28 protein-coding genes and 1 pseudogene are annotated in these 26,997 nt (G+C 70.8%); 12 read left to right on the top strand and 17 right to left on the bottom strand.

Going from position 1 to position 26,997, the window contains the following annotated elements; all coding sequences use genetic code 11:
• Positions 1-5 precede the first annotated feature (5 nt).
• Positions 6-98 carry a pyrroloquinoline quinone precursor peptide PqqA gene (gene pqqA, locus ABD126_RS05850; protein ID WP_343932591.1) on the bottom strand — a complete coding sequence of 31 codons (93 nt, stop codon included), beginning with the start codon at positions 96-98 and terminating at the stop codon, positions 6-8.
• A 211-nt stretch (positions 99-309) separates the two neighbouring features.
• Here pqqA and ABD126_RS05845 point away from each other — a divergent pair, with 211 nt between their 5' ends.
• On the top strand, positions 310-1,323 hold the full coding sequence (locus ABD126_RS05845) for a PQQ-dependent sugar dehydrogenase (protein WP_343932589.1): 1,014 nt from the start codon (positions 310-312) through the stop codon (positions 1,321-1,323).
• A 4-nt stretch (positions 1,324-1,327) separates the two neighbouring features.
• Here ABD126_RS05845 and ABD126_RS05840 read toward each other — a convergent pair whose 3' ends face one another.
• Genes ABD126_RS05840 through ABD126_RS05830 form a run of 3 tightly spaced genes read right to left on the bottom strand, consistent with a single transcriptional unit; the run spans position 1,328 to position 4,643 of the window.
• Positions 1,328-2,482: a polysaccharide deacetylase family protein gene (locus ABD126_RS05840; protein WP_343932587.1), complete on the bottom strand. Its 1,155-nt coding sequence runs from the start codon at positions 2,480-2,482 to the stop codon at positions 1,328-1,330.
• 36 nt (positions 2,483-2,518) lie between these two features.
• Positions 2,519-3,205 (bottom strand): class F sortase, encoded by a 687-nt coding sequence (locus tag ABD126_RS05835; RefSeq protein ID WP_343932586.1) that lies wholly within the window; start codon positions 3,203-3,205, stop codon positions 2,519-2,521.
• A gap of 28 nt (positions 3,206-3,233) precedes the next feature.
• Positions 3,234-4,643, bottom strand: coding sequence for a SpaA isopeptide-forming pilin-related protein (locus tag ABD126_RS05830; protein ID WP_343932585.1), 1,410 nt, complete (start codon positions 4,641-4,643; stop codon positions 3,234-3,236).
• Between the two features lie 238 nt (positions 4,644-4,881).
• Here ABD126_RS05830 and ABD126_RS05825 point away from each other — a divergent pair, with 238 nt between their 5' ends.
• Entirely contained in the window at positions 4,882-5,682 is an 801-nt protein-coding gene (locus ABD126_RS05825) for a Bax inhibitor-1/YccA family protein (RefSeq protein WP_343932584.1), read from the top strand.
• 738 nt (positions 5,683-6,420) lie between these two features.
• Here the strand turns inward: ABD126_RS05825 and ABD126_RS05820 are convergent.
• Both ABD126_RS05820 and ABD126_RS05815 read right to left on the bottom strand, forming a co-directional pair.
• Positions 6,421-6,639 carry a hypothetical protein gene (locus ABD126_RS05820; protein WP_343932583.1) on the bottom strand — a complete coding sequence of 73 codons (219 nt, stop codon included), beginning with the start codon at positions 6,637-6,639 and terminating at the stop codon, positions 6,421-6,423.
• A gap of 67 nt (positions 6,640-6,706) precedes the next feature.
• A complete protein-coding gene (locus tag ABD126_RS05815) occupies positions 6,707-7,927 on the bottom strand; it encodes an acetyl-CoA C-acetyltransferase (RefSeq protein ID WP_343932582.1) in 1,221 nt (406 codons plus the stop codon).
• Between the two features lie 516 nt (positions 7,928-8,443).
• On the opposite strand from ABD126_RS05815, the gene ABD126_RS05810 reads away from it, so the two are divergent.
• From ABD126_RS05810 to ABD126_RS05800, 3 genes are all read left to right on the top strand, one after another.
• The gene (locus tag ABD126_RS05810) at positions 8,444-9,814 is read left to right on the top strand and encodes a cystathionine beta-synthase (protein WP_343932581.1); all 1,371 of its coding nucleotides are present in this window, start codon (positions 8,444-8,446) and stop codon (positions 9,812-9,814) included.
• 105 nt (positions 9,815-9,919) lie between these two features.
• A complete protein-coding gene (locus ABD126_RS05805; protein ID WP_343932580.1) occupies positions 9,920-11,035 on the top strand; it encodes an RDD family protein in 1,116 nt (371 codons plus the stop codon).
• An 80-nt stretch (positions 11,036-11,115) separates the two neighbouring features.
• Positions 11,116-12,267 carry a cystathionine gamma-synthase gene (locus tag ABD126_RS05800; protein WP_343932579.1) on the top strand — a complete coding sequence of 384 codons (1,152 nt, stop codon included), beginning with the start codon at positions 11,116-11,118 and terminating at the stop codon, positions 12,265-12,267.
• Between the two features lie 4 nt (positions 12,268-12,271).
• Here the strand turns inward: ABD126_RS05800 and ABD126_RS05795 are convergent, their stop codons facing one another.
• The 3 genes from ABD126_RS05795 to hppD form a co-directional block, all read right to left on the bottom strand.
• Entirely contained in the window at positions 12,272-12,547 is a 276-nt protein-coding gene (locus ABD126_RS05795) for a DUF2277 domain-containing protein (protein WP_343932578.1), read from the bottom strand.
• A 425-nt stretch (positions 12,548-12,972) separates the two neighbouring features.
• Positions 12,973-13,203, bottom strand: a complete 231-nt coding sequence (locus ABD126_RS05790; RefSeq protein WP_343932577.1) for a hypothetical protein — start codon at positions 13,201-13,203, stop codon at positions 12,973-12,975.
• 138 nt (positions 13,204-13,341) lie between these two features.
• Positions 13,342-14,523: a 4-hydroxyphenylpyruvate dioxygenase gene (gene hppD / locus ABD126_RS05785; RefSeq protein WP_343932576.1), complete on the bottom strand. Its 1,182-nt coding sequence runs from the start codon at positions 14,521-14,523 to the stop codon at positions 13,342-13,344.
• A gap of 75 nt (positions 14,524-14,598) precedes the next feature.
• On the opposite strand from hppD, the gene ABD126_RS05780 reads away from it, so the two are divergent.
• On the top strand, positions 14,599-15,093 hold the full coding sequence (locus ABD126_RS05780; RefSeq protein ID WP_343932575.1) for an Lrp/AsnC family transcriptional regulator: 495 nt from the start codon (positions 14,599-14,601) through the stop codon (positions 15,091-15,093).
• Between the two features lie 90 nt (positions 15,094-15,183).
• On the opposite strand, the gene greA is transcribed toward ABD126_RS05780, so the two are convergent.
• Positions 15,184-15,678: a transcription elongation factor GreA gene (gene greA / locus ABD126_RS05775; protein WP_309115651.1), complete on the bottom strand. Its 495-nt coding sequence runs from the start codon at positions 15,676-15,678 to the stop codon at positions 15,184-15,186.
• A 185-nt stretch (positions 15,679-15,863) separates the two neighbouring features.
• Positions 15,864-16,274, bottom strand: coding sequence for a DUF4307 domain-containing protein (locus tag ABD126_RS05770; protein WP_343932574.1), 411 nt, complete (start codon positions 16,272-16,274; stop codon positions 15,864-15,866).
• A 112-nt stretch (positions 16,275-16,386) separates the two neighbouring features.
• Between ABD126_RS05770 and mca the strand changes: the two genes are divergently transcribed.
• Entirely contained in the window at positions 16,387-17,271 is an 885-nt protein-coding gene (mca, locus tag ABD126_RS05765; protein WP_343932573.1) for a mycothiol conjugate amidase Mca, read from the top strand.
• Positions 17,272-17,300: 29 nt separating this feature from the next.
• Positions 17,301-17,501, top strand: coding sequence for a hypothetical protein (locus ABD126_RS05760; RefSeq protein ID WP_121231430.1), 201 nt, complete (start codon positions 17,301-17,303; stop codon positions 17,499-17,501).
• A 55-nt stretch (positions 17,502-17,556) separates the two neighbouring features.
• On the opposite strand, the pseudogene ABD126_RS05755 reads toward ABD126_RS05760, so the two are convergent.
• A pseudogene (locus ABD126_RS05755) lies at positions 17,557-18,288 on the bottom strand (metallophosphoesterase); the annotation flags it as partial.
• Positions 18,289-18,354: 66 nt separating this feature from the next.
• On the opposite strand from ABD126_RS05755, the gene ABD126_RS05750 reads away from it, so the two are divergent.
• Positions 18,355-20,322, top strand: a complete 1,968-nt coding sequence (locus tag ABD126_RS05750; protein WP_343932572.1) for a thioredoxin domain-containing protein — start codon at positions 18,355-18,357, stop codon at positions 20,320-20,322.
• A 22-nt stretch (positions 20,323-20,344) separates the two neighbouring features.
• On the opposite strand, the gene trhA is transcribed toward ABD126_RS05750, so the two are convergent.
• On the bottom strand, positions 20,345-21,022 hold the full coding sequence (gene trhA / locus ABD126_RS05745) for a PAQR family membrane homeostasis protein TrhA (protein WP_343932571.1): 678 nt from the start codon (positions 21,020-21,022) through the stop codon (positions 20,345-20,347).
• Positions 21,023-21,104: 82 nt separating this feature from the next.
• Between trhA and ABD126_RS05740 the strand changes: the two genes are divergently transcribed.
• Positions 21,105-21,884, top strand: a complete 780-nt coding sequence (locus ABD126_RS05740; protein WP_343932570.1) for an isoprenyl transferase — start codon at positions 21,105-21,107, stop codon at positions 21,882-21,884.
• A 79-nt stretch (positions 21,885-21,963) separates the two neighbouring features.
• Here the strand turns inward: ABD126_RS05740 and ABD126_RS05735 are convergent, their stop codons facing one another.
• The 4 genes from ABD126_RS05735 to ABD126_RS05720 form a co-directional block, all read right to left on the bottom strand.
• A complete protein-coding gene (locus ABD126_RS05735; protein WP_343932569.1) occupies positions 21,964-22,275 on the bottom strand; it encodes a hypothetical protein in 312 nt (103 codons plus the stop codon).
• A 183-nt stretch (positions 22,276-22,458) separates the two neighbouring features.
• Positions 22,459-22,743: a hypothetical protein gene (locus ABD126_RS05730; protein ID WP_343932568.1), complete on the bottom strand. Its 285-nt coding sequence runs from the start codon at positions 22,741-22,743 to the stop codon at positions 22,459-22,461.
• Positions 22,744-22,963: 220 nt separating this feature from the next.
• Positions 22,964-23,305, bottom strand: a complete 342-nt coding sequence (locus ABD126_RS05725; protein WP_343932567.1) for a hypothetical protein — start codon at positions 23,303-23,305, stop codon at positions 22,964-22,966.
• A 158-nt stretch (positions 23,306-23,463) separates the two neighbouring features.
• A complete protein-coding gene (locus ABD126_RS05720; protein ID WP_343932566.1) occupies positions 23,464-23,709 on the bottom strand; it encodes a hypothetical protein in 246 nt (81 codons plus the stop codon).
• Between the two features lie 229 nt (positions 23,710-23,938).
• Between ABD126_RS05720 and ABD126_RS05715 the strand changes: the two genes are divergently transcribed.
• Together ABD126_RS05715 and phoH2 are read left to right on the top strand one after the other, a co-directional pair.
• Entirely contained in the window at positions 23,939-25,177 is a 1,239-nt protein-coding gene (locus tag ABD126_RS05715; RefSeq protein WP_343932565.1) for a DUF885 domain-containing protein, read from the top strand.
• A gap of 449 nt (positions 25,178-25,626) precedes the next feature.
• Positions 25,627-26,916: an RNA 5'-3' helicase PhoH2 gene (gene phoH2, locus ABD126_RS05710; protein ID WP_343932564.1), complete on the top strand. Its 1,290-nt coding sequence runs from the start codon at positions 25,627-25,629 to the stop codon at positions 26,914-26,916.
• Positions 26,917-26,997: the final 81 nt, after the last annotated feature.

The following is a 26,997-nucleotide window of genomic DNA, read 5'->3' as shown; positions in this document are numbered from 1 at the left end:
GGTTCTCAGCTCCGCGCCGCGTACGCGGTGACTTCCATCGGGGTGTCGATGTCGACGAAGTCGGGCTTGACCCACGTGCGCTTCGGTTCGGTCTGCATGGCGCGTCTCCTCGCACTCGTCGTGAGGACGCGGCGGCGGAGTCCCACGGTAGAGCGTCCGGAGCGCCTCGCGCTAGATCGTAAGGAGCGTTGCCCAACCGGCAAGTGGATCAGTCCTCCGATGAATGTTGCCGGTCTCGACCGGGTGTGGTTGCATCGGGGGACCGCCGAGTTCCGCCGCCGAGCCAGTGCGGACTACGGAGGAGCGCACATGCGTGCTCGTCTAGGTGCGGTGCTGTCCATCGCCGCTCTCGTCGCCGCGGTCGGCCCCGCGCACGCCGAGCCGACGGCCGCCGCCGTGCGGACCGTCGCGACCGGCCAGGCCGTCCCGTGGGACATCGAGTTCCTGCCCGACGGCAGCGGCATCTTCACCGAACGCGACACCAAGAGGATCAAGAAGATCACCGGGACGACGGTGACCACCGTGCACACGGTCGCCGATGCCGTCCCCGGCGGCGAGGGCGGCCTGATGGGCCTGGCCGTGTCGCCGACGTTCGCCACCGACAACACCGTCTACGTCTACTACACCACCGCGTCGGACAACCGGATCGCCCGCGTGCGCCTGGGCGGGGCGGTGGAACCGATCGTCACCGGCATCCCCAAGGCGCGCGTCCACAACGGCGGCGGCCTGGAGTTCGGCCCCGACGGCCACCTGTGGGCCACCACCGGCGACGCGGGCGTCACCGGCAACGCCCAGAACCCGAACTCGTTGGGCGGCAAGGTCCTGCGGTTCACCACGACCGGCGCCCCCGCGCCGGACAACCCGTTCGGCAGCCGCGTCTACACGCTCGGCCACCGCAACCCGCAGGGCATCACGTGGGCGGGCGGCCGGGCGTACGCGACCGAGTTCGGCCAGAACCGCACCGACGAGCTGAACTGGATCCAGGCCGGCAAGAACTACGGGTGGCCCACGTGCGAGGGCGCCTGCGGGGACAGCCGGTTCGTGGACCCGGTGAAGACCTGGTCGACCTCCCAGGCCGGCCCCACCGGCATCGGCTCCTACAAGGACGCCCTCTACCTGGGCGCGGTGACCGGCCGGCGGGTGTGGAAGATCCCGGTCTTCGGCACCACCCTGGGCACGCCGGTCGCGCTGTTCACCGGCTACGGCCGCATCCGGGCGGTCGCCCCCGCCCCGGACGGCACCCTCTGGCTGGGCACCTCCAACCGGGACGGCCGTGGGACCCCTGCCACCACGGACGACCGAATCCTCAGCACCGACGGGTGATCGCCTAGTTGCGTGCGGGAGGCATCCGGCGGAGCTGCTCCAGCACGACGGGGTCCTGGAGTTGCATCCACTGGATGACCTCGGTGTAGGTGGCGCACACCGTCTCCTCCCGCACGCACACCTCCTCCATGAACTTCTCCACCGCGGCGCTGAACGCCCCGCCCGCCCAGTCGTTGAAGTGGTTGCCCACGACCACCGGGGCCCGGTTCCCGTTGAACGCCGCCTGGTACACCGACCGGTACGTGTCCAGCACCACCTGCGTGAACTCGCCGGGCGGGCCCGGGTCGTCCTTCGCCCCGTTCAGCGCGTACCAGAGGTTGAAGTCCATCATCACGACCTGCCGGCCCAGCGCCGGCACGCGCACCTCCGGCATCGGGAACTCCCACATCCCGTTCTGCACCGACGGCCACACCACGCCCAGGCTCACGTGGCTCGTGTCGTAGACCAGCCCGTGGCCCCGCATCGCCGGGAACGCCTGCCCCCAGTCACCCTCCAGGCACGGCGTCCGGCCGCCCTTCACCGCCGCCGGGTCCAGCTTGAAGCCCTGCGCGCGGGCCTTCTCGACCACGGCGAAGAACTGGTCCAGCTCCCGGTTCCACTCGTCGGTGGTCCACTTCCCGACGCTCGGCTCGTCGCCCTGGCAGTAGTGGCCGTTGTAGTGGGTGCCGATCTCGTGCCCGGCGTCGATGGCGTCGTTGAGGTACCTGATCCGCGCGGCCACGTCCTCGCGCGTGCCGCCGAAGCCGATGGACGAGTACCCCGCGCGGTGGCCGGGACCGGTGTAGGAGGCGCCCTCCGCGTCCGGGATCAGGTACACGCCCGACAGCAAGCCGGTGACGTGCGCGTTGACCCGTCGCGCCAGCGGCATCACGCGGTCCCAGTGGGCCTTGGACGCGGCGCCGTCGAAGGAGAACAGCACGAACTGCGGGGGCTTCTCGCCGGGCTGCACCTTCCGCATCCACTTCGGCGGCGCGGCGGGCGCGGGCACGGTCGGCGTCGGGCCGGTCGACGTCGCCTGCTGGCGCGGGGCGATCGGCAGCGGCGAGGCCAGGACGCCCGGGTCGCTGCCCGGCTCCTCCTCGCGCGCGCCCAGCACGGCCAGCACGGTCAAGGTCAGCGCGAGCGCCACCGCGGTCGTGACGAAACCCCTGCGTTTCACACCCTCAAGACGACTCTGGGTATCCGGTGGTTGCTCCTACGTGACCGGCTTCGCCACGACGACCTGGTTCGCCTCGTACCCCTGCTCGCCGCCGACCCACCGCCCGCCGCAGGTCACCAGCCCCAACCGGTGCCCGCCGCGCGGCCCGAACAGCTCGACGGCCCGCGTCGGCAGTTCGTCCTTCCGCACGGTGTGCACCTCGCTGACGGCGTACTTGAAGACGTTGCCCGCCGTGTCCACGACCGTGACCTCGCGGCCCGGCGCGGCCCGCCACAGCTCGTCGAACGGCCCGGTGAGGCCCTTCCAGTTCACGTGCCCGGCCAGCACGGTCGCGCCCTCGGCGGCCCCGAGGTCCACGCCCCACCAGGTCGCCTCGCCGACGCCCTCGGGGACCGGCAACTCGCCGCTCGCCGTGACCTCCTCGCGCACGAGCGTCGCCAACCCGCCCTCGGGCAGCCGGACCGTGCCGGGGGCCTGCGTCGGGGGAGCGGGCGGCGGCTCGGCCGGGGGCGGCGTGGTCGGCGACGCGGGCGGGTTGGCCCCGCCCGGCAGCCCCGCGAGGTCCACGCCGCGCCCGCCGGCGAGGCTGTCGCCCAGCGGGTGCGGCACGACCGGGTCACCGGGGACGGCGGCGCCCGCCACGACCTCCGGCGCGGGGGTGAACACCAGCGCGAGGCCGGCGAGCAGACACGCCACCACCGCGCCGGTCAGGAACGCCCTCACGCGACCCAGCCCCTCACAACCCAGCCCTTCACGACCGGGCGGCCACCAGGCGTCGCCGCACGACCCAGCCGAGCAGCCCGCCGGCGATCAGCACGCCACCGCCGAACGCGACCAGCGCGCCGGTGTCCAGCTCGGTGGTGAACGCGGCCTTGGCGGTCACGCCCGCGCCCTCGGAGCCGGCGTGGATGGTGATCGGCACGACCGGCTTGTTCGGCTTGTTCGTCAACGCGAGCGCAAGCGTTTGCCCCGCCTCGACCTTGCCGCACGCCTTGGGCGGCGCGTTCGGGTCGAAGAACTCCTCGTAGCCCTTGGCGGCGGCGACCTCGACGACGCAGATGTCCTGCGGCGTGCGCAGGTCGGGCACGGTCGCCGTGCCGTCCTCGCCGGTCTGGAGCACCAGCGGCTTGCCGTCCGGGCCGGTCACGCCCGTGTCGTCCTGCTTGAGCGCCGGCGAGGTGCCGTCGGCGGCGGTGATCCGCAGCGCGGTGCCCGCGATCGCCTTGCCGGTCTCGGCGTCGGTCTTCGCGACCTTCACCGCGCCGGGCGCGGTCTTGGCCGTGGTCGAGGCCTGCGCGGTCAGCTTCTTCTCGCCGCCGGTGGTGACGATGCGCTGCATGTTCTCCCGGCCGGCCGGGATGTGGACCTTCGGCTTGTCCGCCGGGCTGTCCAGCTTGACCGTCACGGACGGGTTCGGACCGGTCGGCACGACGTTCACGGTCAGCGGACCGCCGTCGAGCGCCGTCTTGAACTCGGCGGTCGCCAGCCCGTTCTCCAGCGTGGCGTCGACCACCTCGACCGTCACCGGGACGCCGCCGACCATCGCGCCGTCGGGCTTGGACACGTCCACCTTCCACGCGTCGGGCGTGCCGATCACCTGCGCCTCGGCGGGCGCGGTGACCTTGGCCGTCCACGGGCCGCGGTTGGTCTCGGCGTCCTTGCGCATCCGGTCGACCGTTTCACGGGCGCTCGGCGGCAGGTTGTCGTAGTGGAAGGCCTCGTTGTAGGCGATGGTGCGGTAGTCGCTGGTCGGGCTGAGCGACAGGCCGCCGTGCTCGAACGAGGTCCACGAGTGCAGGAGGTGCGCCAGCGCCGCCGACTCGTCCGGCGAGTTGGTGGTCGAGTAGCGCAGGAGCAGGTAGGAGATGTTGGCCGCGACCTCCGGGGCGAGCGGGACGCCCGCCTTGGTCTTCAGCTCGTCACCCTCCTGGTACTCCACGCTGCTGTCCGGCGCGAGGTAGGAGTAGGAGACGCACCACACCTGCCTGCCCTGCCAGATGTAGGAGCCGAGCCAGTCGGTGGCGCCCGGCTTGCCCGCGTACCCCTGAGCTGGTGTGTGGTGGCCGATACCCTCTTGGACCTGCGCGTTCGACGTTCCGGGCACCGCGAGCAAGGCCACCCCGGCCGCGAGCGCCGCGCCGGCGAGTCGTCTCCACCCCATGTCTGAACCTGACCCCTTCGGGTGCGTCGTCCGGCGTGCTTGTGCCGGGGGTGAGCCTTACGTCTCGTTGGTTTGACGGACAAGCCGCCAGCGGGGTGGGACGGCGACTACGCTCCGCAGCGTGGGCTGTGGATTCGAGATCGACAGCCCGGGTAAAGTCGCTTTTACCGACGGGAACCGATCGACTCGTGTGGTCGTTGAACCCCGTGACGGCGTCGAAACGCCACAGGAGGACGAGGTGCGTACCACCAGCAACCCCGCGTTCCGCAACCTGCCGACCGGCGGCGGTTACGGGAGCTACGCAGGCTTCGGCCAGCAACAGCAGTACGGCACCGAGCCGTACGGCTACCAGGCGCCGCCGACCACCGGCGAGCGCCCCATCACGATCGACGACGTGGTCACCAAGACCGCGATCACGCTGGCCACGACGCTGGTCGTCGGCCTGGTCGCGGCCTGGATGGTGCTGACCAAGATCGTCGGCGCCTACGCCCTGGTCATCCCGGGCCTGCTCGTGGGCCTCGTGGTGTCCCTGGTCATCATCTTCAAGCGCACCCCGAGCGCGCCGCTGGTCATGACCTACGCGGTGGCGGAGGGTGTGTTCCTCGGCGCCATCACCGGCGTGTTCGAGGCGTTCTTCCCCGGCATCGCGTGGCAGGCGATCCTCGGCACGTTCGGCGTGTTCGGCGCCATGCTCGTGGTCTACAAGACCGGTGCGATCCGCGTCACGCCGCGCCTGACCAAGTGGATCATCGGCGCGACGGTCGGCGTGGTCGTGCTCATGCTCGGCAACCTGCTCCTGGGCCTGTTCGGCGTGAACTCGGGCCTGCGCGACGGCGGCACCCTGGCGATCATCTTCAGCCTCGTGGTGATCGGCATCGCGGCGTTCAACTTCCTCCTCGACTTCGAGGCGGCGAACGAGATGATCCGCTCGGGCGTGCCGGCGAAGTGGGCCTGGTGGGCGGCGTTCGGCCTGATGACCACCCTGGTGTGGCTCTACCTGGAGATCCTCCGCCTGCTGTCCTACCTGCAGCGCGACTGACACCAGTAGAACGACGAAGGGCGCCCGGCTCCAGCCGGGCGCCCTTCGCCTTTCACGGAAAAGGAAAACACTCACCCGGTTGCGTGCTTTCCCGCGCGGAGCGCGACTCTTCGCCGCGCTCCGCGCGGCGGTGCATTCATGCACAAACCGAGGGCTTCGTGTCCCCCACCGTATGGCCTGCCCGAAGGGCTACCACACTTTCCCGGGGTCGGGCCAAAAAGTTTTGCGAGGAACGAGCAAAAGTTTTTCGACCGACCCCGGGAAAGTGTGGTCGGCTCCGCCAGGCCATGCGGTGGGGGACACGACGCCCGTCACCCCCACTGGCGGCCTCCAGGCCGCCCTTCGTCTTGAGAGCGCGGCAGCGCGTCCGCTTGAGAGCGCGGCAGCGCGTTCGGCTTGAGAGCGCGGAGCGCGTTGCGTGAAGCTCGTGAAAGCTTAAAAAGCGAAAAGAGCCTCGCCGGCGGGCAGGCCGCCAAAGATGACACAAAAGCAAAAGAAAGGCGGGGGCTTCTTGCTTGTGCCATCTCCGTATGGCCTGGCGGAGCCAACCACAGATTTTCGGGGTTGCCGCTGAAATTTTGCTCGTTCCTCACAAAATTTCGGCCGCAACCCCGGAAATCTGTGGTAGCCCTGCGGGCAGGCCATACGGAGATGACACAAGCAAGAAGCCCGAGTTGGGTTGTGCCGTGCGGCAGGCCGAGATGAGGGCGCTTCGCGCCCTTCCTGGTCGTTAGGCGGTCAGTCGCGCCAGGTGGAGGCTCGGCAGTCTTCGGTCGGCATCTCCGAGCCGACCTTGATCAGGCACGACATGCACAGCGCGCCCTGCGTGTCCCGGACCAGCTTGTCCGGCGGCACCGAGTGCGTGCAGGCGGCTTCGAAGTAGGCCTCCGATGCCTGCACCGGTGAAAAGGCGTGGCACAGCGAGTCGTACCCGCTGTGCCACCACACGTACGTCATGGCCCCGACCTCCTACCAACAGGGACGGGTCGGGGCCGGAAGTGTGACGCGTGTCAGCCCAAGCGGGTCAGCTCAGGCGCTCGATGACCATCGCCATGCCCTGGCCGCCGCCGACGCACATGGTCTCCAGGCCGAACTGCTTGTCGTGGAACTGGAGCGAGTTGATCAGGGTCGTCGTGATCCGCGCGCCGGTCATGCCGAACGGGTGCCCGACCGCGATCGCGCCGCCGTTGACGTTCAGCTTGTCCAGGTCGATGCCCAGCTCCTGGTAGGACGGGATGACCTGCGCGGCGAACGCCTCGTTGATCTCCACCAGGTCGATGTCCCCGATCGACAGCCCGGCCAGCGCCAGGGCGCGCTTGGACGCCTCGACCGGGCCCAGGCCCATGATCTCGGGGGACAGGCCCGAGACGCCCGTGGAGACGACCCGCGCCAGCGGCGTGATGCCCAGCTCACGGGCCTTGGTGTCGCTCATGATCACCAGCGCCGCCGCGCCGTCGTTCAACGGGCAGCAGTTGCCCGCCGTCACGCGGCCGTCGGGGCGGAAGACCGGCTTGAGGCCCGCGACACCCTCGTAGGTGACACCCGGACGGGGGCCGTCGTCGGTGGAGACGACCGTGCCGTCCGGCAGGGTGATCGGGGTGATCTCGCGCGCCCAGAAGCCGTTGGCGATGGCCTTCTCCGCCAGGTTCTGCGACCGGACGCCGAAGTGGTCCATCTCCTCGCGGGACACGCCCTTGGCCAGGGCCAGGTTCTCCGCCGTCTGGCCCATCGAGATGTAGATGTCGGGTAGCTCGCCGCGGGTGCGCGGGTCCACCCACTCCGGCGCGCCGTTCTCCGCCACCGACTTCGTCCGGGCCTCGGCGTCGGCGAACACCGGGTTGTGGGTGCCCGGCCAGCTGTCCGACGAGCCGCGCGCGAACGACGACACGGTCTCCACGCCGGCGCTGATGAACACGTCACCCTCGCCCGCCTTGATGGCGTGCAGCGCCATGCGCGTGGTCTGCACGCTGGACGCGCAGTAGCGGGTCACGGTGGTGCCGGGCAGGTGGTCGAAGCCCGCGAGCACGGACACGACCCGGCCCATGTTGTAGCCCTGCTCGCCGCCGGGCAGGCCGCAGCCCAGCATCAGGTCGTCGATCTCGGTCGGGTCCAGCTGCGGCACCTTGGCCAGCGCCGCCTTGAGGACCTGCACGGTCAGGTCGTCCGCCCGGACGTCCTTGAGCGAACCCTTGCCCGCACGCCCGATGGGCGACCGGGCTGCGGAGACGATCACGGCCTCAGGCATTACGGAACTCCTTTGTTTCGCCGCAGAGATGCCTTGAAGCCTAGTTAACGCCTGTTCAGCCGGGCTACCACTCGTGACGCAGGACGCCGACCAGCGGAGCCCGGCGGGATCGATGCAGTCGCCTCGTGCCCGGTGGGACCGGTCCCGGGGGAGAAGAGTCGCCCCGCCTCGCCACGGACTCGCGCGCCGGCAGGTCGCCCACTACGGCGAACCGCACCGGCTTCGCGTCACCCGTCCCGTGCACGCCTTCGGCGCGCTGCTGCGGCGCGTCCGGCCCGCCGGTGACCACCCGCGCCCGCCGCGACTGCCGCGTGAACAGGCCCTACGCCAGTCCTGTCACGCCACCCACCGCGGCCGGCCCCACCGCCGGGAACCGCCACCACCGCACGGACCCCACCCCGCGGGGACGATCGCCCACAAAGCCGCGCGGACCACCCGCCAAACGCCGCGGCTCGCGCGTCACCCGGCAGCGGTTACGCTGCGCAAGTCATCTCGTGTTGTGGGAAGGGACCAGCGGTGGAGTACGTCGAGAGCGTCGTGGACCTGGTCGGCAACACGCCGCTCGTGAAGCTGAACAAGGTCGCCGAGGGGCTCAAGCCGCTCGTCCTGGCCAAGGTCGAGTACCTGAACCCCGGCGGCAGCGTGAAGGACCGGATCGCCCTGCGCATGGTGGAGGCCGCCGAACGCTCCGGCGCGCTCAAGCCGGGCGGGACGATCGTCGAGCCCACGTCGGGCAACACCGGCGTCGGCCTTGCCCTGGTGGCCCAGCAGAAGGGCTACAAGTGCGTCTTCGTCTGCCCGGACAAGGTCAGCGTGGACAAGCGCAACGTGCTCAAGGCCTACGGCGCCGAGGTCGTGGTGTGCCCGACCGCGGTCGCGCCGGAGCACCCGGACTCCTACTACAACGTGTCCGACCGCCTGGTCCGCGAGATCCCCGGCGCGTGGAAGCCCAACCAGTACGCCAACCCGGAGAACCCGGCCAGCCACTACCACGGCACCGGCCCCGAGCTCTGGCGGCAGACGGAAGGCAAGATCACCCACTTCGTCGCCGGCGTCGGCACCGGCGGCACCATCTCGGGCACCGGCAAGTACCTCAAGGAGATCTCCGAGGGCCGCGTGAAGGTCATCGGCGCGGACCCGGAGGGCTCGGTGTACTCCGGCGGCACCGGCCGGCCGTACCTGGTCGAGGGCGTCGGCGAGGACTTCTGGCCCGACGCCTACGACCGCGACGTCTGCGACGAGATCGTGGCCGTGTCCGACAAGGACTCCTTCGACCTCACCCGCCGCCTGGCCCGGGAAGAGGGCCTGCTGGTCGGCGGCTCGTGCGGCATGGCGGTCGCGGCGGCGCTGCGCGTCGCGGAGGGCCTGACCGAGGACGACGTGGTCGTCGTGCTCCTGCCCGACGGCGGTCGCGGCTACCTGTCCAGCGTGTTCAACGACAAGTGGATGGCGCAGTACGGCTTCCTGTCGCCCGACACGTCCGGCGCGACCGTCGGCGACGTGCTGCGGCGCAAGGACGGCACCATGCCCGACCTGGTGCACGGCCACCCGAACGAGACGGTCGCCGAGGCCGTGGCGATCATGCGCGAGTACGGCGTCTCCCAGATGCCCGTGGTCAACGCCGAGCCGCCGGTGATGGCGGCCGAGGTGGCGGGCGCGGTCAACGAGCGCGACCTGCTCGACGCCCTGTTCACCGGGAAGGCCCAGCTCACCGACCGCCTCGACGCGCACATGTCGGTGAAGCTGCCCACCATCGGCTCCGGCGAGTCGATCAGCGCCGCGATGCAGGCGCTGTCGACGGCCGACGGCGCGCTGGTGCTCGACGACGGCAAGCCCGCCGGCGTGGTCACCCGGCAGGACATCCTGGGCTTCCTCGCCGGGCGATAGCAACGACACGTTCACCGGTTGCCGGTGGCCGACGCGAGCGCATCCGCTAGCGTTGGCCACCGACTTATCCGCCTACGGCCCACGCCAAGGGGGTTGGAAACTCCGATGAACGCTCCTCAGCCGCCAGGGAACCAGCAATTCGGCGGTCAAAACCAGCAGGAGCAGGGGCAGGGTGCCCAGCCCCCGAACGCCGACGCGACCCAGGTCGTGCCGAGCGGCGGCTCGTCCCCTGCGTTCCCGCCCCCGGAGGCCACCCAGGTGGTGCCCTCGTCCGGCCCGCAGCAGGCGGTGAACCCGGACGCCACGCAGGTCGTGCCGCCGAGCGCGACCCAGCAGCCGCCGTCGGCGTCGGGCGGTTTCCCGGCGCAGCAGCCGCCGGCGTCCGGCGGTTTCCCGGCCCAGCAGCCCAACCCCTACGGGCAGCCCCAGCAGCCGGCCCAGTACGGCCAGCCCCAGCAGCCGCCGGCCTACGGCCAGCAGCCGCAGTCCAACCCGTACGGCCAGCCCCAGGCGAACCCGTACGGCCAGCAGCCGCCGCAGTCCAACCCCTACGGCCAGCCGCAGGCCAACCCGTACGGCCAGCCGCAGCAGAACCCGTACGGCCAGCCCCAGCAGCAGGCGTGGGGCGCGCAGCCCGGCTACGGCCAGGCCGCCGCGTACGGCGCGCCGCCCACCGGCTACGCCGAGTGGGGCTCCCGCGCGGTCGGCGCGCTGATCGACTACGGCGCCCCCGGCCTCGTGGTCGGCATCCTGGTCGGCATCGGCTCCGCCACGGGCGACCCGACGCTGGCCTTCCTGCTCGCCGGCGTGGGCTACCTGGCGCTGCTCGGCTTCATGATCTACAACTCCTGGTACCTGGCGGGCACCACCGGCCAGTCGCTGGGCAAGAAGGTCGCGAAGATCAAGCTGCTCAAGGAAGAGACGATGCAGCCGATCGGCTTCGGCAACGCGTTCGTCCGCCACCTGTGCCACTTCGTCGACTCGCTGCCCTGCTACGCGGGCTGGTTCGCGCCGCTGTGGGAGGTCAAGAAGCAGACGTGGGCCGACAAGATCCTCGGCACCATCGTCGTGAACGCGCCCGACACCGGCATGCCCGGCGGCGGGTACCCGGGCCAGCAGTCCTACGGCCAGCCGCAGAACCCGTACGGCCAGCAGCAGCCCAACCCGTACGGTCAGCCGCAGCAGAACCCCTACGGCCAGCAGCCGCCGCAGCAGTGGTGAGCTGAGACCCGTCCCGACACCGCCCGTTGGCCCATTAGGCCAGCGGGCGGTGTTTTTTCACCCGGTCGTACCCTTGTGGCATGACGGACTTCGCCCCCTACGGTTTCGCGACCAGGGCAATCCACGCGGGCCAGGAACCGGACCCGACGACCGGCTCGGTCATCGTCCCGATCCACGCCACCTCGACCTACGCCCAGGACGGCGTCGGCGGCCTGCGCGGCGGCTTCGAGTACTCGCGGACCGGCAACCCCACCCGCGCGGCGCTCGAAGAGTGCATGGCGGCGCTGGAAGGCGGTCGTCACGGCCGCGCCTTCGCGTCCGGCATGGCCGCCACCGACACGGCGCTGCGCGCGATGTGCCGGCCGGGCGACCACGTCGTCATCCCGAACGACGCCTACGGCGGCACGTTCCGCCTGATCGACAAGGTGCTCAGCCAGTGGGGCGTCGAGCACACCCCCGTGCCGCTGTCCGACGTGGACGCGGTGCGCGCGGCGGTGCGCCCGAACACCAAGGTCGTCTGGGTCGAGACGCCCACCAACCCGCTGCTCAACATCGCCGACATCGCCCTGCTCGCGCAGGTCGCGCACTCGGCGGGCGCGCGGCTGGTGGTGGACAACACCTTCGCCTCGCCCTACCTGCAGAGCCCGCTCGCGCTGGGTGCGGACGTGGTGCTGCACTCGACCACCAAGTACGTGGGCGGCCACTCCGACGTCGTCGGCGGCATCCTGGTGACCTCGGACGACGAGCTGGACGCGGCGTTCGGCTTCCTCCAGAACGGCGCGGGCGCGGTGCCCGGCCCGTTCGACGCGTGGCTGACGCTGCGCGGCATCAAGACCCTCGAAGTGCGCATGGAGAAGCACTCCGACAACGCCGAACTGGTCGTGCAGGCCCTCCTGCGCCACCCGCGCGTGACGTCGGTGCTCTACCCGGGCCTGCCCGAGCACCCCGGCCACGAGGTCGCGGCGAAGCAGATGAAGCGCTTCGGCGGCATGATCTCGTTCACCGTGGCGGGCGGCGAGGCGGCGGCGCTGGAGGTCTGCTCGCGCACCAAGCTGTTCACGCTGGCCGAGTCGCTGGGCGGCGTCGAGTCGCTGATCGAGCACCCGGGCAAGATGACCCACGCCAGCACCGCCGGCTCGATGCTGGAGGTCCCGGCCGACCTGGTCCGGGTCTCGGTGGGCATCGAGTCCGGCGAGGACCTGGTCTCCGACCTGGTCGCCGCCCTCGACTGACCCCTTACGAAGCCGTCCCGTAACGGGCGGCGGCGCGTTGCTTCGCCTTGGCGGCTTCCACTTCGCGGTCGCGCGGCGGGGCCTTGGTGACCAGGGATTCGAGCAGGACCCTGGTCGCCTCGGCCACCGCCTCGACCGCGGCGTCGAAGGCCTCCTGGTTCGCCGCGGACGGGCGGGTCGATCCGCTGACCTTGCGCACGTACTGGACGGCGGCGGCGTGGATCTCGTCCTCGGTGGCGGGCGGCTCGAAGTTGTGCAGCACCCGGATGTTCCGACACATGCGTCCACTATCGCGGAAACCCTGCCGGCCCCGCATGGTCGTCCGGTCACGTGCCCGAGCCCGACCGCCCGTTCCGCTGGGACCTCCTGCGATCCGCGAACCGTGGCCGCGGACGCTGGTGAACCAGATCAGGGCTTGACCCACGTGAGGCCGCCGTCGGCTTGTCGCGTCGCCTTTCCCGACGATCGCGCTTTTCGATCGGCGGGAAAGGCGGCGTGACGAGCCGACTTCCGGGCGGCCGAGCCGCGCGCCGGAGGCGCGCCATTCAACACCAGATCAGGGCTTGACCCACGTGAGGGCGCCGTCGGCTTGTCGCGTCGCGTTTCCCGACGATCGCGCTTTTCGATCGGCGGGAAAGGCGGCGTGACGAGCCGACTTCCGGGCGGCCGAGCCGCGCGCCGGAGGCGCGCCATTCAACACAGCATTCAGGGCTTGACGTCGTACCGGGCGTTCTCGACCGTCGGCACCGCCGGCAGGTCGTGCCCGTTGATGCAACCGCCCTCGTACCGGACGACGCCGTCGTGCTCGACGAACCGGCCCGTCTCGGCGCAGCCCGCATGCGCCACGGTGAAGAACGCCGCACCGGTCAGCGCCACGGCCGTGGCCACCGCGCCGACGAGCGGCAGCACCGCGGTGACGCGTCCCGCGAGTGCCATGCCACCTCCCCAGGTGAAATCCGTGCAAACCCCCGCACCGAGGGTACCGGTCCGGCGGCGTCCCGAGTGCCCCTCTCAGGGTTCCCACAGGAAAGGGCCGGCCCGCTGGTGGCGGACCGGCCCTTCGCACGCGATTCGTCAGAGGTTGCCCCGACGCTCCTGCTCGCGCTCGATGGCCTCGAACAGGGCCTTGAAGTTGCCCTTGCCGAAGCCCAGCGAGCCGTGGCGCTCGATCAGCTCGTAGAAGACGGTCGGCCGGTCGCCGATCGGCTTGGTGAAGATCTGCAGCAGGTAGCCGTCCTCGTCGCGGTCGACCAGGATGCGGTGCTCCTTGAGCACCTCGATCGGCACGCGCACCTCGCCGATGCGGGCCCGGAGCTCCGGGTCGTCGTAGTACGAGTCCGGGGTCTCCAGGAACTCGACGCCGGCCGCGCGCATGGCGGTCAGCGTGGCGACGATGTCGTTGGTGGCGAGCGCGATGTGCTGCACGCCCGCGCCCGAGTAGAACTCCAGGTACTCGTCGATCTGCGACTTGCGCTTGGCGATCGCCGGCTCGTTCAGCGGGAACTTCACCCGGTGGTTGCCGTTGGACACCACCTTGCTCATGAGCGCCGAGTAGTCGGTGGCGATGTCGTCGCCGATGAACTCCGCCATGTTCACGAAGCCCATGACGCGGTTGTACCACTCGACCCAGTAGTCCATCCTGCCGAGTTCGACGTTGCCCACGCAGTGGTCCACCGCCTGGAACAGCCGCTTCGGCGCGCCCTCGGGTCGGACGACGGTGCTCTCCTTGGCCACGTAGCCCGGCAGGTACGGACCGCTGTAGCGGGACCGGTCGACCAGCGTGTGGCGGGTCTCGCCGTAGGTCGCGATGGCGGCGATGCGCACCACGCCGTGCTCGTCCTCGACGTCGTGGGGCTCTTCGAGGACCGTGGCGCCCTGGCTGCGGGCGTGTTCGATGCACTTGTCGACGTCGGCGACCTCCAGCGCGAGGTCCACGACACCGTCACCGTGCTTGCGGTGGTGGTCGAGCAGCGGGCTGTCCGGCTGGACCCCGCCCTTGATCACGAACCGCGCCGAACCGGACTTGAGCACGAAGGACTTGTGGTCCCGCTGCCCCGTCTCGGGCCCGGCGTACGCGACGAGCTGCATCCCGAAGGCGACCTGGTAGAACCACGCGGTCTGGGTCGCGTTGCCGACCACGAAGACCACGGCGTCCATGGAGCGCACGGGGAACGGATCGCGCGTCCCGTCGTAGTCGACCAGACCCACGAGTTGGCGGAGCTGGTCGTAGCTCACGTCGTCAAGCTGCTGCGTCATGCCTCACAGCATGTGCGGCGCTGGGCAGGGTGAGCAACAGTGTCGTTGTTTGCTGGGCAAGTTGTACTGTGAATTATGGTTTCCGACGGACAAGCTGAACACTCTGACCAGGCCGTGGACGCGTTGGACGCACGGCTGTTGCTGCTGCTCACCGACGAGCCGAGGCTGGGGGTGCTGGAGTGCTCCCGGCGGCTGGGCGTGGCGCGGGGGACGGTGCAGGCGCGGCTGGACAGGTTGGTCGCGCGCGGGGTGCTGACGGGGTTCCCGCCGGCGCTGGACCTGGCGGCGATGGGGTACGGGCTGACGGCGTTCGCGGTCCTGGAGATCGAACAGGGCCGGCGGCAGCAGGTGTCGGACGGGCTGGCGGCGATCAACGAGGTGTGCGAGGTGCACGCGACCACCGGACAGGGTGATCTTTTCGTGCGGATGGTGGCGCGGTCGAACGCCGATCTGCAACGGGTGATCGACGAGGTGGTGGACGTGCCGGGGGTGCAGCGGCTGTCGACGTCGATCGCGCTGTCCACGCCGGTGCCGCCCCGGGTCCGGCCGTTGCTGGAGCGGGTGCTGTAGGCGACCGGGTGGTCCCGCCCCCCGACGACGAGCACAGCAAGAGGGGCGGCCACCTCGCCTCGGTGGCCGCCCCCCGCGATGTTCGTGGGATCAGGCCGCGTACGGCACCGCCTTGATCAGCGTCACCTTCATGGTGCTGCCGTTGGGCAGCTCGTACTCCCGCGTCTCACCTTCCTTGGCGCCGTTGAGCGCCTTGCCCAGCGGCGAGGACGGGGAGTAGACCTCCAGGGAGCCGTGGGCGCCTTCCTCGCGCGTGGCCAGCAGGAAGTCCTCGGTCTCGTCGTCGCCTTCGTAACGCACGGTGAGGACCATGCCGGGGGCGGCCACACCGGAGACGGTGGGCGCCTCGCCGACCTTCGCGACGCGCAGCAGCTCCTGCAACTGCCGGATGCGGGCCTCCTGCTTGCCCTGCTCCTCGCGGGCGGCGTGGTAGCCGCCGTTCTCGCGGAGGTCGCCCTCCTCTCGGCGCGCGTTGATCTCCGCGGCGATGACCGGGCGATTCTCGATCATCTCGTCCAGCTCAGCCTTGAGCCGGTCGTAGGCCTCCTGGGTCAGCCAGGTCACCTCAGTGTCGCTCACGGTCACCAACTCCTCGTCTTGCTCCGGCCCACGGCGTGGGCTGGCAGTTCCCGGACGCACGCGCCCGGAACGGAAAAACACGGCCCGCGTCGGGGCCGTGCTGAAAGGCCAGAGTAACACGCCTACAACGTTCAGCGACGGTGTTTTGTTCCGGATCGGGCCGCTAAACCCGCAGATCACCCGCTTGGCCGCTACCTCGTGGACAGGTAGGGCGGAACCTGGTAGGAGCAGCCGAACACCTCGCCGGTCGTCGCTTCTTTCGACGTCCGGAGCACCGTCGTGGGATAAACCCGGGTGTCGCCCGGCGGGACGAGCACCTCGCGCCGCCCGGCTTCGTCGCCGTCCTCGGAACGCGCCCGGACGATGCACACGACGGCCTGGTCCGGCGTCTCCCGAACCACCTCGAACGTGATCTCCACCGACCCGGCGTCCAGCACCCGGAACGCGGTCTGCTTCGCCTCCACCGGCTTGGTCCCGAGGTTGCGGTACCCGACCCAGGCCACCACGGCCCCGACCAGCACGGCGACCACGGGCAGTGACCAGCGGGCCCACGTCGGCAGGGTGCGGCGGGGTCTGCCGTACCGGCCTTCCGGGAGTGCCACCTGCCGAACCTTTCCTGCCCGTGGGGAACAATGGTCCGCGACCACCGCGTTGAGTGTCGCAGGGGCCGGGGCGGCCCCGTTCAGCAGGGCCCGAGGGAGGACCACCACCGTCATGGTTGAGAAGCTGCGCCTGATGGCGGTGCACGCGCACCCCGACGACGAGTCGAGCAAGGGTGCCGCGACGATGGCGCGCTACGTCGCCGAGGGGCACGAGGTCATGGTGGTGACCTGCACCGGCGGCGAGGCGGGCAGCATCCTGAACCCCAAGCTCGCCGACCGGCCGGACGTCCTGGAGAACATGGGCGAGGTCCGCCGCGCGGAGATGGCGCGCGCCGCCGAGATCCTCGGCGTCCAGCACCGCTGGCTGGGCTTCGTCGACTCGGGCCTGCCCGAGGGCGACCCGCTGCCGCCGCTGCCGGAGGGCTGCTTCGCCCTGACGCCGCTGGAGGAGTCGGTCCCGCCGCTCGTGGCGGCCATCCGCGAGTTCCGCCCGCACGTGATCGTCACCTACGACGAGAACGGCGGCTACCCGCACCCCGACCACATCCGCTGCCACGAGGTGTCCGTCGCGGCCTGGGACGCGGCCGGCGACCCGGACCTGCACCCCGAGGCCGGCGAGCCGTGGCAGCCGCTGAAGCTGTACTACTCGCACGGCTTCTCCCGCGCCAAGCTGCTCGCCTTCCACGAGGCGCTCGTCGAGCAGGGCCAGGAGTCCCCGTACGCGGAGTGGCTGGCCGGCTGGGACGCCGACAAGCCCGACGTGATCGAACGGGTCACCACCCGCGTCGAGTGCGCCGAGTACTTCCCGGTCCGCGACGAGGCCCTCAAGGCCCACGCGACCCAGATCGACCCCGACAGCCGCTGGTTCGCCGTGCCGCTGGAGATGCAGCGCGCCGTGTGGCCCACGGAGGAGTACGAACTGGCGCGCTCGCTGGTCGACAGCACGTTGCCCGAGGACGACCTGTTCGCGGGCGTGAGGGAAAAGGTGACGGCGTGAACCCGGTCCCCTGGGACCAGACGACGGCGATGGTGCTGGTGCAGCCCTCGACCACCAAGGACCCCGGCGGTCAGCAGGAGGACTTCGGCAAGTCCTCCCCGCTGGGCCTGCTGATCCTGGTGCTGTTCTTCATCGCGGTGTTCTTCCTGGTCCGTTCGATGAACAAGCACCTGCGCAAGCTCCCGGCGTCCTTCGACCCGCCCGAGGACACCCCGAAGAAGGACGACTAGGACCCGGCGGACCGGAGCGGCCCGAAGGGGCCACACGAGCCGCGGCTCAACGCGGGTACCACACCCGGCGGGCCGGCACGGAGACGAGGTCGCGCTCCGGCCAGCGCACCGCGGTCAGCGCCCCGCCGAACGCGCAGCCCGTGTCCAGGCACAGGGTTCCGTTGACCCACGCCGGTTCCTCGACCGGCGTGTGTCCATACAGGACGGTCGCGGTGCCGCTGTACTCCTCGAACCACGGGTGCCGGACCGGGAACCCGCGCGCGTCGAGCGCCCCGGTGCTCTGCCCCCACACGGCCAGCGCGCGGGACTTGGCCGACTCGACCCCGTGGTAACGCTCGGGCAGGCCAGCGTGCGCCACGACCAGGTCACCGCCGTCCAGCACGTAGTGCGGCACCAGCGCGTCGAGGAACTCCAGCACCTCCGCGCGGAACTCCGCGCTCTCCCGCGCGAGCTGCGCCAGCGACTTCTCCAGGCCGTGCACGACCGTCACGTCCCGGCCCTTCAACGCCCGCGCCAGCTTGTCGTCGTGGTTGCCGCGCACGCACAGGGCCGTGCCGGCGCGCACCATGCCCATCACCAGCCGCAGCACGCCGGGCGTGTCCGGCCCGCGGTCCACCAGGTCGCCGACGAACACCGCCGTCCGGCCGTCGGGGTGGGCGGCGCCGTCCTCGGCCACCTCGTAGCCCAGCTCCCGCAGGAGGTGCGCCAGCTCGACCCGGCAGCCGTGGACGTCCCCCACCACGTCGAACGGGCCGGTCAGGTGCCGCAGGTCGTTGGGCAGGCGCTCGGTGGTCTCCACCGGCCCAGTGTGATCGAACCGGTCCGCGCGCCGCGTGGGAATTACTGTGGACGCATGACGAACCGGCTCGCGTCCTCGACCAGCCCGTACCTGCTCCAGCACGCCGAGAACCCGGTGGACTGGCACGAGTGGTCGCCGGAGGCGTTCGCGGAGGCGCGCGAGCGGGACGTGCCGGTGCTGCTGTCGGTCGGGTACGCGGCCTGCCACTGGTGCCACGTGATGGCCCACGAGTCGTTCGAGGACGAGGTCACCGCCGAGTACATGAACGCGCACTTCGTCAACGTCAAGGTGGACCGCGAGGAGCGCCCGGACGTGGACGCGGTCTACATGGCGGTGACGCAGGCGCTGAGCGGGCACGGCGGGTGGCCGATGACCGTCTTCCTGACCCCGGGCGGGGAGCCGTTCTACGCCGGCACCTACTACCCGCCCGTGCCGGGGCGCGGCATGCCGTCGTTCCGGCAGGTGCTGGAGGCGATCGACCACGCGTGGCGCGAGCAGGGCGCGGAGGTGCGCGAGTCGGCGGCGAGCATCGTGTCCCAGTTGGCGTTCAAACCGCTACCGCAGTCCACTGTGGACTCCGAGGTGCTGTCCGGCGCGGTGGTGTCGCTGCTCGGGCACTTCGACCGGGCGAACGGCGGGTTCGGCGGCGCGCCCAAGTTCCCGCCGTCGATGGTGCTGGAGTTCCTGCTGCGCCACCACGAGCGGACCGGGTCGGTGGAGGCGTTGTCCATGGCGCGGGCGACGTGCGACGCGATGGCCGCGGGCGGGTTGTACGACCAGCTGGCCGGCGGGTTCGCGCGCTACAGCGTGGACGCCGAGTGGGTCGTGCCGCACTTCGAGAAGATGCTGTACGACAACGCTCTGCTGCTGCGCGTCTACACCCACCTGAGCCGGCGCGACCCGTCGCCGCGGTACGCGCGGGTGGTGCGCGAGACCGCCGAGTTCCTGCTGCGCACCCTGGCCACGCCGGAGGGCGGGTTCGCCGCGTCGCTGGACGCCGACACCGAGGGCGTCGAGGGCCTCACCTACGTCTGGACGCCCGCGCAGCTCGCCGAGGTGCTCGGGCCGGTCGAGGGCGCGCGGGCCGCCGTGCTGTACGGCGTGACCCAGGAGGGGACGTTCGAGCACGGCGCGTCCACGCTGCGGATGCTCGGCGACCCGGTGCCGGAGATCGCCGCCGCGCTGCTGGAGGCGCGGGAGCGGCGTCCGCAGCCGGGCCTGGACGACAAGGTCGTGACGGCGTGGAACGGCCTCGCGATCACCGCGCTGGCCGAGGCCGGCTCGGTGTTCGGCGAGCCCCGCTGGGTCGAGGCGGCGGCGCGGGCGGCGTCGTTGCTGCTGGACCTGCACGTGGTCGACGGGCGGTTGCTGCGGACGTCCCGGGGTGGTGTGGCGGGCACGGCGGCGGGCGTGCTGGAGGACCACGGCTGCTTCGCCGACGGCCTGCTGGCGCTGCACCAGGCGACCGGGGAGGCGCGGTGGCTGACCGCCGCGTGCTCGTTGCTGGACACGGCGTTGGCGCGCTTCGCCGGGTCGGAGCCGGGCGTCTACTACGACACCGCGGACGACGCCGAGGCGTTGGTGCAGCGGCCGTCGGACCCGTCGGACAACGCGAGCCCGTCCGGGGCGTCATCGTTGGCGTCGGCGCTGGTCACGGCGTCGGTGCTGGGCGCGCCCCGGGCGGCGGAGTACCGGGCGGCGGCCGAGGCGGCGGTGGCGCGGGCCGGGTTGCTGGCGGCGCGGGAGCCGAGGTTCGCGGGGCACTGGCTGTCCGTGGCGGAGGCGTTGGAGGACGGGCCGGTGCAGGTGGCGGTCGTCGGCGGCGACCCGGCGCTGGTGGCGACGGCGTGGCGCGGCGTGCACGGCGGTGGCGTGGTGGTCGCGGGCGACCCGGACTCCGCGCCGCTGCTGGCCGACCGGCCGCTGGTCGACGGCGGCCCGGCGGCGTACGTGTGCCGCGGCTACGTCTGCGACCGCCCCGTCACCACCGCTGACGACCTCGCCGCCGCTCTTCACCGGTAGGGCTTCAGCGACGCGCCGGCCGTCACGAGTAGATGGCGAACCAGATCGCGATGTAGTGGCAGAGCGCCGCCAGCACCGTCGCCGCGTGGAAGAACTCGTGGTAGCCGAAGACGTTCGGCCACGGGTTGGGCCAGCGCGACGCGTAGAAGACCGCGCCGACCGTGTAGAGGAGGCCGCCGGCCAGGAGCAGGACCAGCGCGGCCACGCCCACGTGGTGCAGCAGGTCCGGCAGGACGAACACCGCCACCCAGCCCAGGGCGATGTAGATCGGCACGCCCAGCCAGCGCGGCGCGTGCGGCCAGGCCAGCTTCAGGGTCACGCCGCCCAGCGCGCCCAGCCACACGACGGCCAGGACGACGTTGCCGGTCGCCGGTTCCATCGCCAGCAGGGCGAACGGCGTGTACGTGCCCGCGATGAACACGAAGATCATCGAGTGGTCGAGGCGCTTCATCCACGTGCGCGCCTTCACGCTCGTCCAGTTCACCCGGTGGTACAGGGCGCTCACGCCGAACAGGCCGACGACGGTCGCGCCGTAGACGGAGGTCGCCAGCGCCGCCTTCGCGGAGACGGTGGCGGCGGCCAGGGCGATCAGGGTGGCGCCCGTCGCGACGGACACCACGAAGGACCAGAAGTGCAGCCAGCCGCGCAGGCGGGGGCGCAGTGCCGGTGCCGGCGGCTCGGGGATCGTCGACGTCGTCACCCGCCCGAGGTTACGGGACCGTAGGGGGGCAGGCCGGCGGGCGACGACGTGACCGCCCCCACCCGGCGTACGCTCTTCCAGCGTGGGTCTTCGCGAACGGGTCAAGAACGTCCTCCTCAAAGGCTACGAGTACCGGCTCAACCGCTGGCTGGACGGGAAACAACGGCCCCGGCACGTCGGCGTCGTCCTCGACGGGAACCGGCGCTGGGCGAAGGAGGCCGGCTTCACCGACGTCGTCCACGGCCACCGCGTCGGCGCGCGCAAGATCCTCGAACTGCTCAACTGGTGCCGCGAGGCCGAGGTCGAGGTGGTGACCCTGTGGATGCTGTCCACGGACAACCTCAACCGGCCGATCGAGGAACTCGGGCCGTTGCTGGACATCATCGGCGACATCGTCGACGAGATCGCCGAGCCCGGCAACCAGTGGCGCGTCCGGCACGTCGGCGCGCTGGACCTGCTGCCCACGGAGACCGCCGCACGCCTGTCCGCCGCGTCCCTGCGCACCCGCGACCGCACCGGCCTGGAGGTCAACGTCGCCGTCGGCTACGGCGGGCGGCAGGAGATCGCGGACGCGGTGCGCAAGCTGCTGCAGAAGCACGCCGAGTCGGGCGGGACGATCGAGGAGCTGGCGGAGGTGCTCGACGTCGACCACATCGCCGAGCACCTCTACACCTCGGGCCAGCCCGACCCGGACCTGCTGATCCGCACGTCGGGTGAGCAGCGGCTGTCCGGGTTCATGCTGTGGCAGTCGGCGCACTCGGAGTTCTGGTTCTGCGAGGCGTACTGGCCGGAGTTCCGCCGCACGGACTTCCTGCGCGCCCTGCGCGACTACGCCCTGCGGCACCGCCGCTTCGGCGGCTGAACGCCCTGCGACACCGCCGCTTCGGCGGCTGAACGCGAAAGGGGGCGTCCCGCGGGACGCCCCCTCGAAGTCGGCTGGATCAGCCGTTCTCGCCGTAGAAGTTGACGTCGTCACCGTCGACGACACCACCGGCGGCGCAGTTGTCGATGAAGTACGGCGAGTTGATCGGCACCGCGGCGCCGAGGACGCCCACGTTGTTGCCGCACACGCCGACCACGGCGTTCACGTTGTTGCCGTTGACGGCGGACAGCAACCCGCCGTTGTTGATCTGGGGACCGCTGTTGCCGCCCTCCTCCCAGCCGCCGGGAACTCCGGTGGCGGCGAACGCGGGCGAACCGAGCAGCATGAAGCCGGCCGCGATGCCGGCGATGGCGCTTGCCTTCTTCAGCACGTCAGGTCTCCTTAGGTAATGGTCCGAACGGGCGAAAACTATCGAAGATTGCGTGCTGTGGCGCGCTCGCTAACACCATCGTGTGAAGGGTGCGTGGCGCGCTCACGAGTTGTCGAGAAACGCCAGGGGCGCCACCGGAATGGGTACCGGTCAGCGCCCCTGGCGGGTTTGGTGTGACGACTGTCAGTCGCCGTCGTTCTCGCCGTAGAAGTTCACGTCGTCGCCGTCGACGATGCCGCCGGCGGCGCAGTTGTCGATGAAGTACGGCGAGTTGATCGGCACCGCGGCGCCGAGAACACCCACGTTGTTACCGCACACACCCACGACCGCGTTGACGTTGTTGCCGTTCAGAGCGCTCAGCAGCGGGCCGTTGTTCCACTGGAAGCCTTCGCCGGCGGCGAACGCGGGGGAGCCGAGCATCAAGAGGCCCGCCGCGACGCCGACGACAGCGCCTGCCTTCTTCAGCACTTGAATCTCCTTCGTGTCGGGATTTCCCCCGAACCTTCCGGAGTCTTCGGGGATCTCCGGACGCTGGGGTCCTCAAGGTGAAAAGTTACGCGACCGGCTGTCCGGCGGAGTGCCGACGACACCATCGTGTGACGCGGCTTCGTGATCTATCGCCTGTTCCGGTCAATTTCGGCCTTCGCGATCCATCCGGATCGGGCGGCCGTGGTAAAACCGGCGATGATCAGTGGTGGTCCCAGTGGTGGTCGCCGTGGTGGTGGTGGTCGTGGTCCTCGTCGACCTCGACGTCGACCTCGCTGTTCGAGCAGGTCGGGCTGGCGATCGGGAGGAGGTTCACCTCGGCGCCGATGATGTAGATGTCGCAGACGTTGATCTGGTCCAGGATCTCGGAGTCGTCGATGTTCACGAGGCCGACCTGGTGGGTGTGGTCGATGTCGTCCACATCGCGGGCGTATCCCGTAACGCGGTCGATGTCGTCGGAACCCGGCTCGCCCGCGAAAGCGGGGGAAGCCGTGAGCAGCATTCCGGCGGTGATGGCGGCGAGAGCGCCAACCTTCTTCAGCATGCAACTACTCCCTTGGTGTTTTGCCGTTCCGACGACAAGAACGTCGTGGCCGGTGGGTGGAGCACAGGGGGTGGCAGTCGAAGGGGCGGGGCGCGGGCTCGCCGCCACCGCCCCTTCCGACTTCGCGGGCTTTGTCAGAGGTGCCCGCAGTGCCGAGGTCAGCCGTCGATCTCGACGTCGACGTCCTCGTTCTCGCAGGTCGGGCTCTCGATCGGGACCACGTTCACCTCGACGCCGATGACGTAGATGTCGCAGACGTTGAGCTGCTCGACGATGTCGGTTTCCTCGAGGTTCACGAGGCCGACCTGCTCGGTCACGTCGATGTCGTCGTTGGCGAACGCGGGGGAACCGATGGCCATCAGAGCCGCAGTGATCGCGGTCGCCGCCGCTGCCTTCTTGAACACGCGAATTCTCCTTGAGGTGTAACGTCCGAAGAGTTCGGAAGCACGCGGGAGATGTGTGGTGCGGCTTCCGGGTGTGGACCATACCCATAGGTGTCTGCCGGTCTCTACCAACGCCATACTTTTGAGCGAATTTCGGACGCTGTTTCGCTCCATCGGCTGAATTTCGCGGAATACCGGTTTTGAGCCGGCGCGCGATCGTTGTTCCTGGTTGACGTAGGCTCCCGCACCTATGGACGCCGGAGAGCTGGTGCGGGAGTACCTCCTGCTCGGGCTGCGCCTCGACCGGCTCCACCCAGGCCTGGTCGACTCCTACACGGGCGATCCGGCCCTGCGCCGGGCCGTGGCCGACGAGCCGCGCCCGCACCCCGCCACGCTCGCCGGGCACGCCGCCCTGCTGCGCCGCGAACTGCCCGGCACCGACCTCGCGCCGGAGCGCAAACGCTTCCTCGACGCCCACCTGACCGCCGTCGAGTGCACCGCCCGCAAGCTCGCCGGCGTGCGGGTGCCGTTCGTGGCGGAGGTCCGCGCCTACTTCCAGGTCGAGGTCCGCCCCGGTGACGAGGACGCCTACCGCCGCGCCCACGCCCTGCTGGACGAGGCCCTGCCCGGCGGCGGGTCGCTGGCCGAGCGGCTGGCCGACCACCGCGCCGCCGACGAGGTCCCGCCGCGCCGGCTCAGGGGCGCGGTGCACGCCCTGTCCAGCGCCCTGCGCGACCTGGTCCGCGAGCGGTTCGCGCTGCCGCCGCGGGAGGTCGTGGAGTACGAGGTCGTCGGCGACAAGCCGTGGAGCGGGTTCAACTACTACCTGGGTGATTTCCGGTCCCGGGTCGCGATCAACGCCGACCTCGGCCACCGCATGTCCAACCTGCCGCACCTGGTCGCGCACGAGTCCTACCCCGGCCACCACACCGAGCACTGCCGCAAGGAGGTCGGCCTGGTCGGCAAGCGCGGCCACCTGGAGCAGGGCATCTTCCTGATCAACACGCCCCAGTGCCTGATGGCGGAGGGCATGGCCGAGCTGGGCCTGCACGCCGTGGTCGGGCCCGGCTGGGGCCGCTGGACCGCCGACATCCTGCGCGACCTGGGCCTGCGCATGGACGGTGACCAGGCCGAACGGGTCGAGGCGGCGGCGGCCGGGCTGCTCACCGTGCGGCAGGACGCGGCGCTGATGCTGCACGACCGGCGCGCGTCCCAGGACGAGGTGGTGGCCTACCTGCGCCGCTGGCTGCTGGTGCCGGAACGGCGGGCGCGGCACATGGTCCGCTTCCTCGCCGACCCGCTGTGGCGGGCCTACACGACCACCTACGTCGAGGGCGCCCGGCTGGTGCGGGCGTGGCTGGACCTGCGTCCGGCTGGTGAGACGCTGGCTGAGAGGTACCTGAGACTTCTGGACGAGCCGATGGTGCCCGCGACGCTCCGGCGCGACCTGAGCGAAGGGGTCTCGTGGCTGCCGCGCGACGCTTCGTGACCGTCGCTGCGGGGAGTGGTGTACCCCCGCTGAGCTGCGTGGACGACAGCGCGTTGCCGGTGGGTGACGGCCGGTTGCCGCAATCGGCGTGATCTTTCCGCGGTTTTGCGGCCACGTGACGAATTGGCGAATCACCTGTGTGGCTGCCTGCAAGATGGGTACTTCCGCAGGTAACTTCCGAAATGGCGGGCCGCGACCACTGCGGGCCGCGCAGGGAGGCTCCGATCGTGGCTGTAGCGAGCGCGAGGGGGCCGGCACCCGGCCCTCGTGGGCGGTGCGCCTGAACGGCGTGTCGCCCGATCGGGGTGGTGCCTGGCCCAGCGAGGAGCGGACGCGGGTGCCGCGTTCGTGAAGGAGTTGCCGTGAACGCACGACGACCCGCGAGCCGTTCCTCAGGCTCATCGCGCAGCACGTCCCGGCGCCGGGGTGCGCCGACCTCCCATACCTACGTGGTGGACACGTCCGTCCTGCTGTCCGACCCGCTGTCCATGGCCCGCTTCGCGGAGCACCAGGTCGTGCTGCCGCTGGTGGTCATCAGCGAGTTGGAGGGCAAGCGGCACCACCCGGAGCTGGGCTGGTTCGCCCGGGAAGCGCTGCGCCTGCTCGACGACCTGCGGCTGCGCCACGGCCGGCTGGACCACCCGGTCCCGATCGGCGACGTCGGCGGCACGCTGCGCGTCGAGCTGAACCACTCCGACCCGGAGGTGCTGCCCGCGGGTTTCCGCACGGACTCCAACGACGCCCGCATCCTGGCCTGCGCGCTCAACCTCGCGGCCGAGGGCGAGCAGGTCACCCTCGTCACCAAGGACATGCCGCTGCGGGTGAAGGCCGGCGCGGTGGGCCTGGCGGCCGAGGAGTACCGCGCCCACGACGTCACCCTGTCCGGTTACACCGGAATGTCCGATGTGGACGTGGACCAGTCGGTCGTCGACGCGCTCTACCGGGACGGCACGATCGACCCGACCGAGCACGACATCGCCCACGTCGCGGAACTGCCGTGCCACGGCGGGCTGCGCATGCTCGCCGGCACGTCCAGCGCCCTGGGGAGGGTGACACCGGACAAGCGGGTCCGGCTGGTGCGCGGCGACCGGGAGGCGTTCGGGCTGCACGGCCGGTCCGCCGAGCAGCGCGTGGCCCTGGACCTGTTGCTGGACACCGAGGTCGGCATCGTCTCGCTGGGCGGACGAGCCGGCACCGGCAAGTCGGCGCTCGCGCTGTGCGCGGGTCTGGAGGCGGTCATGGAACGCCGCCAGCACCGCAAGGTCGTCGTGTTCCGCCCGCTCTACGCGGTGGGCGGGCAGGAGCTCGGGTACCTGCCGGGTTCCGAGACCGAGAAGATGCAGCCGTGGGCGCAGGCGGTGTTCGACACGCTCGGCGCCCTGGTCAGCCAGGACGTGGTGGAGGAGGTCATGGACCGCGGCATGCTGGAGGTCCTGCCCCTGACCCACATCCGCGGCCGGTCGCTGCACGACTCGTTCGTGATCGTGGACGAGGCGCAGTCGCTGGAGCGGAACGTGCTGCTGACGGTGCTGTCCCGGCTGGGCGCCAACTCGCGGGTGGTGCTGACGCACGACGTGGCGCAGCGCGACAACCTGCGCGTGGGGCGGCACGACGGGGTGGCGGCGGTGATCGAGAAGCTGAAGGGCCACCCGCTGTTCGCGCACGTGACGTTGACGCGGTCGGAGCGCTCGCCGATCGCGGCCCTGGTGACCGAGATGCTGGAGGACTACAACTCCTGACGGTGCGCTGAAGAGGGCTCCTCGCTGCGGCGGGGAGCCCTCTTCGCTGCTCCGGGCTGCTTTTGGGTGACGCGCGGCCTG

The sequence above is a fragment of the Saccharothrix mutabilis subsp. mutabilis genome, assembly GCF_039521145.1.
Lineage (GTDB): Bacteria > Actinomycetota > Actinomycetes > Mycobacteriales > Pseudonocardiaceae > Actinosynnema > Actinosynnema mutabilis.
Note: the sequence above shows the minus strand (reverse complement) of the source record. Positions and strands in the feature narration are given on the sequence as shown.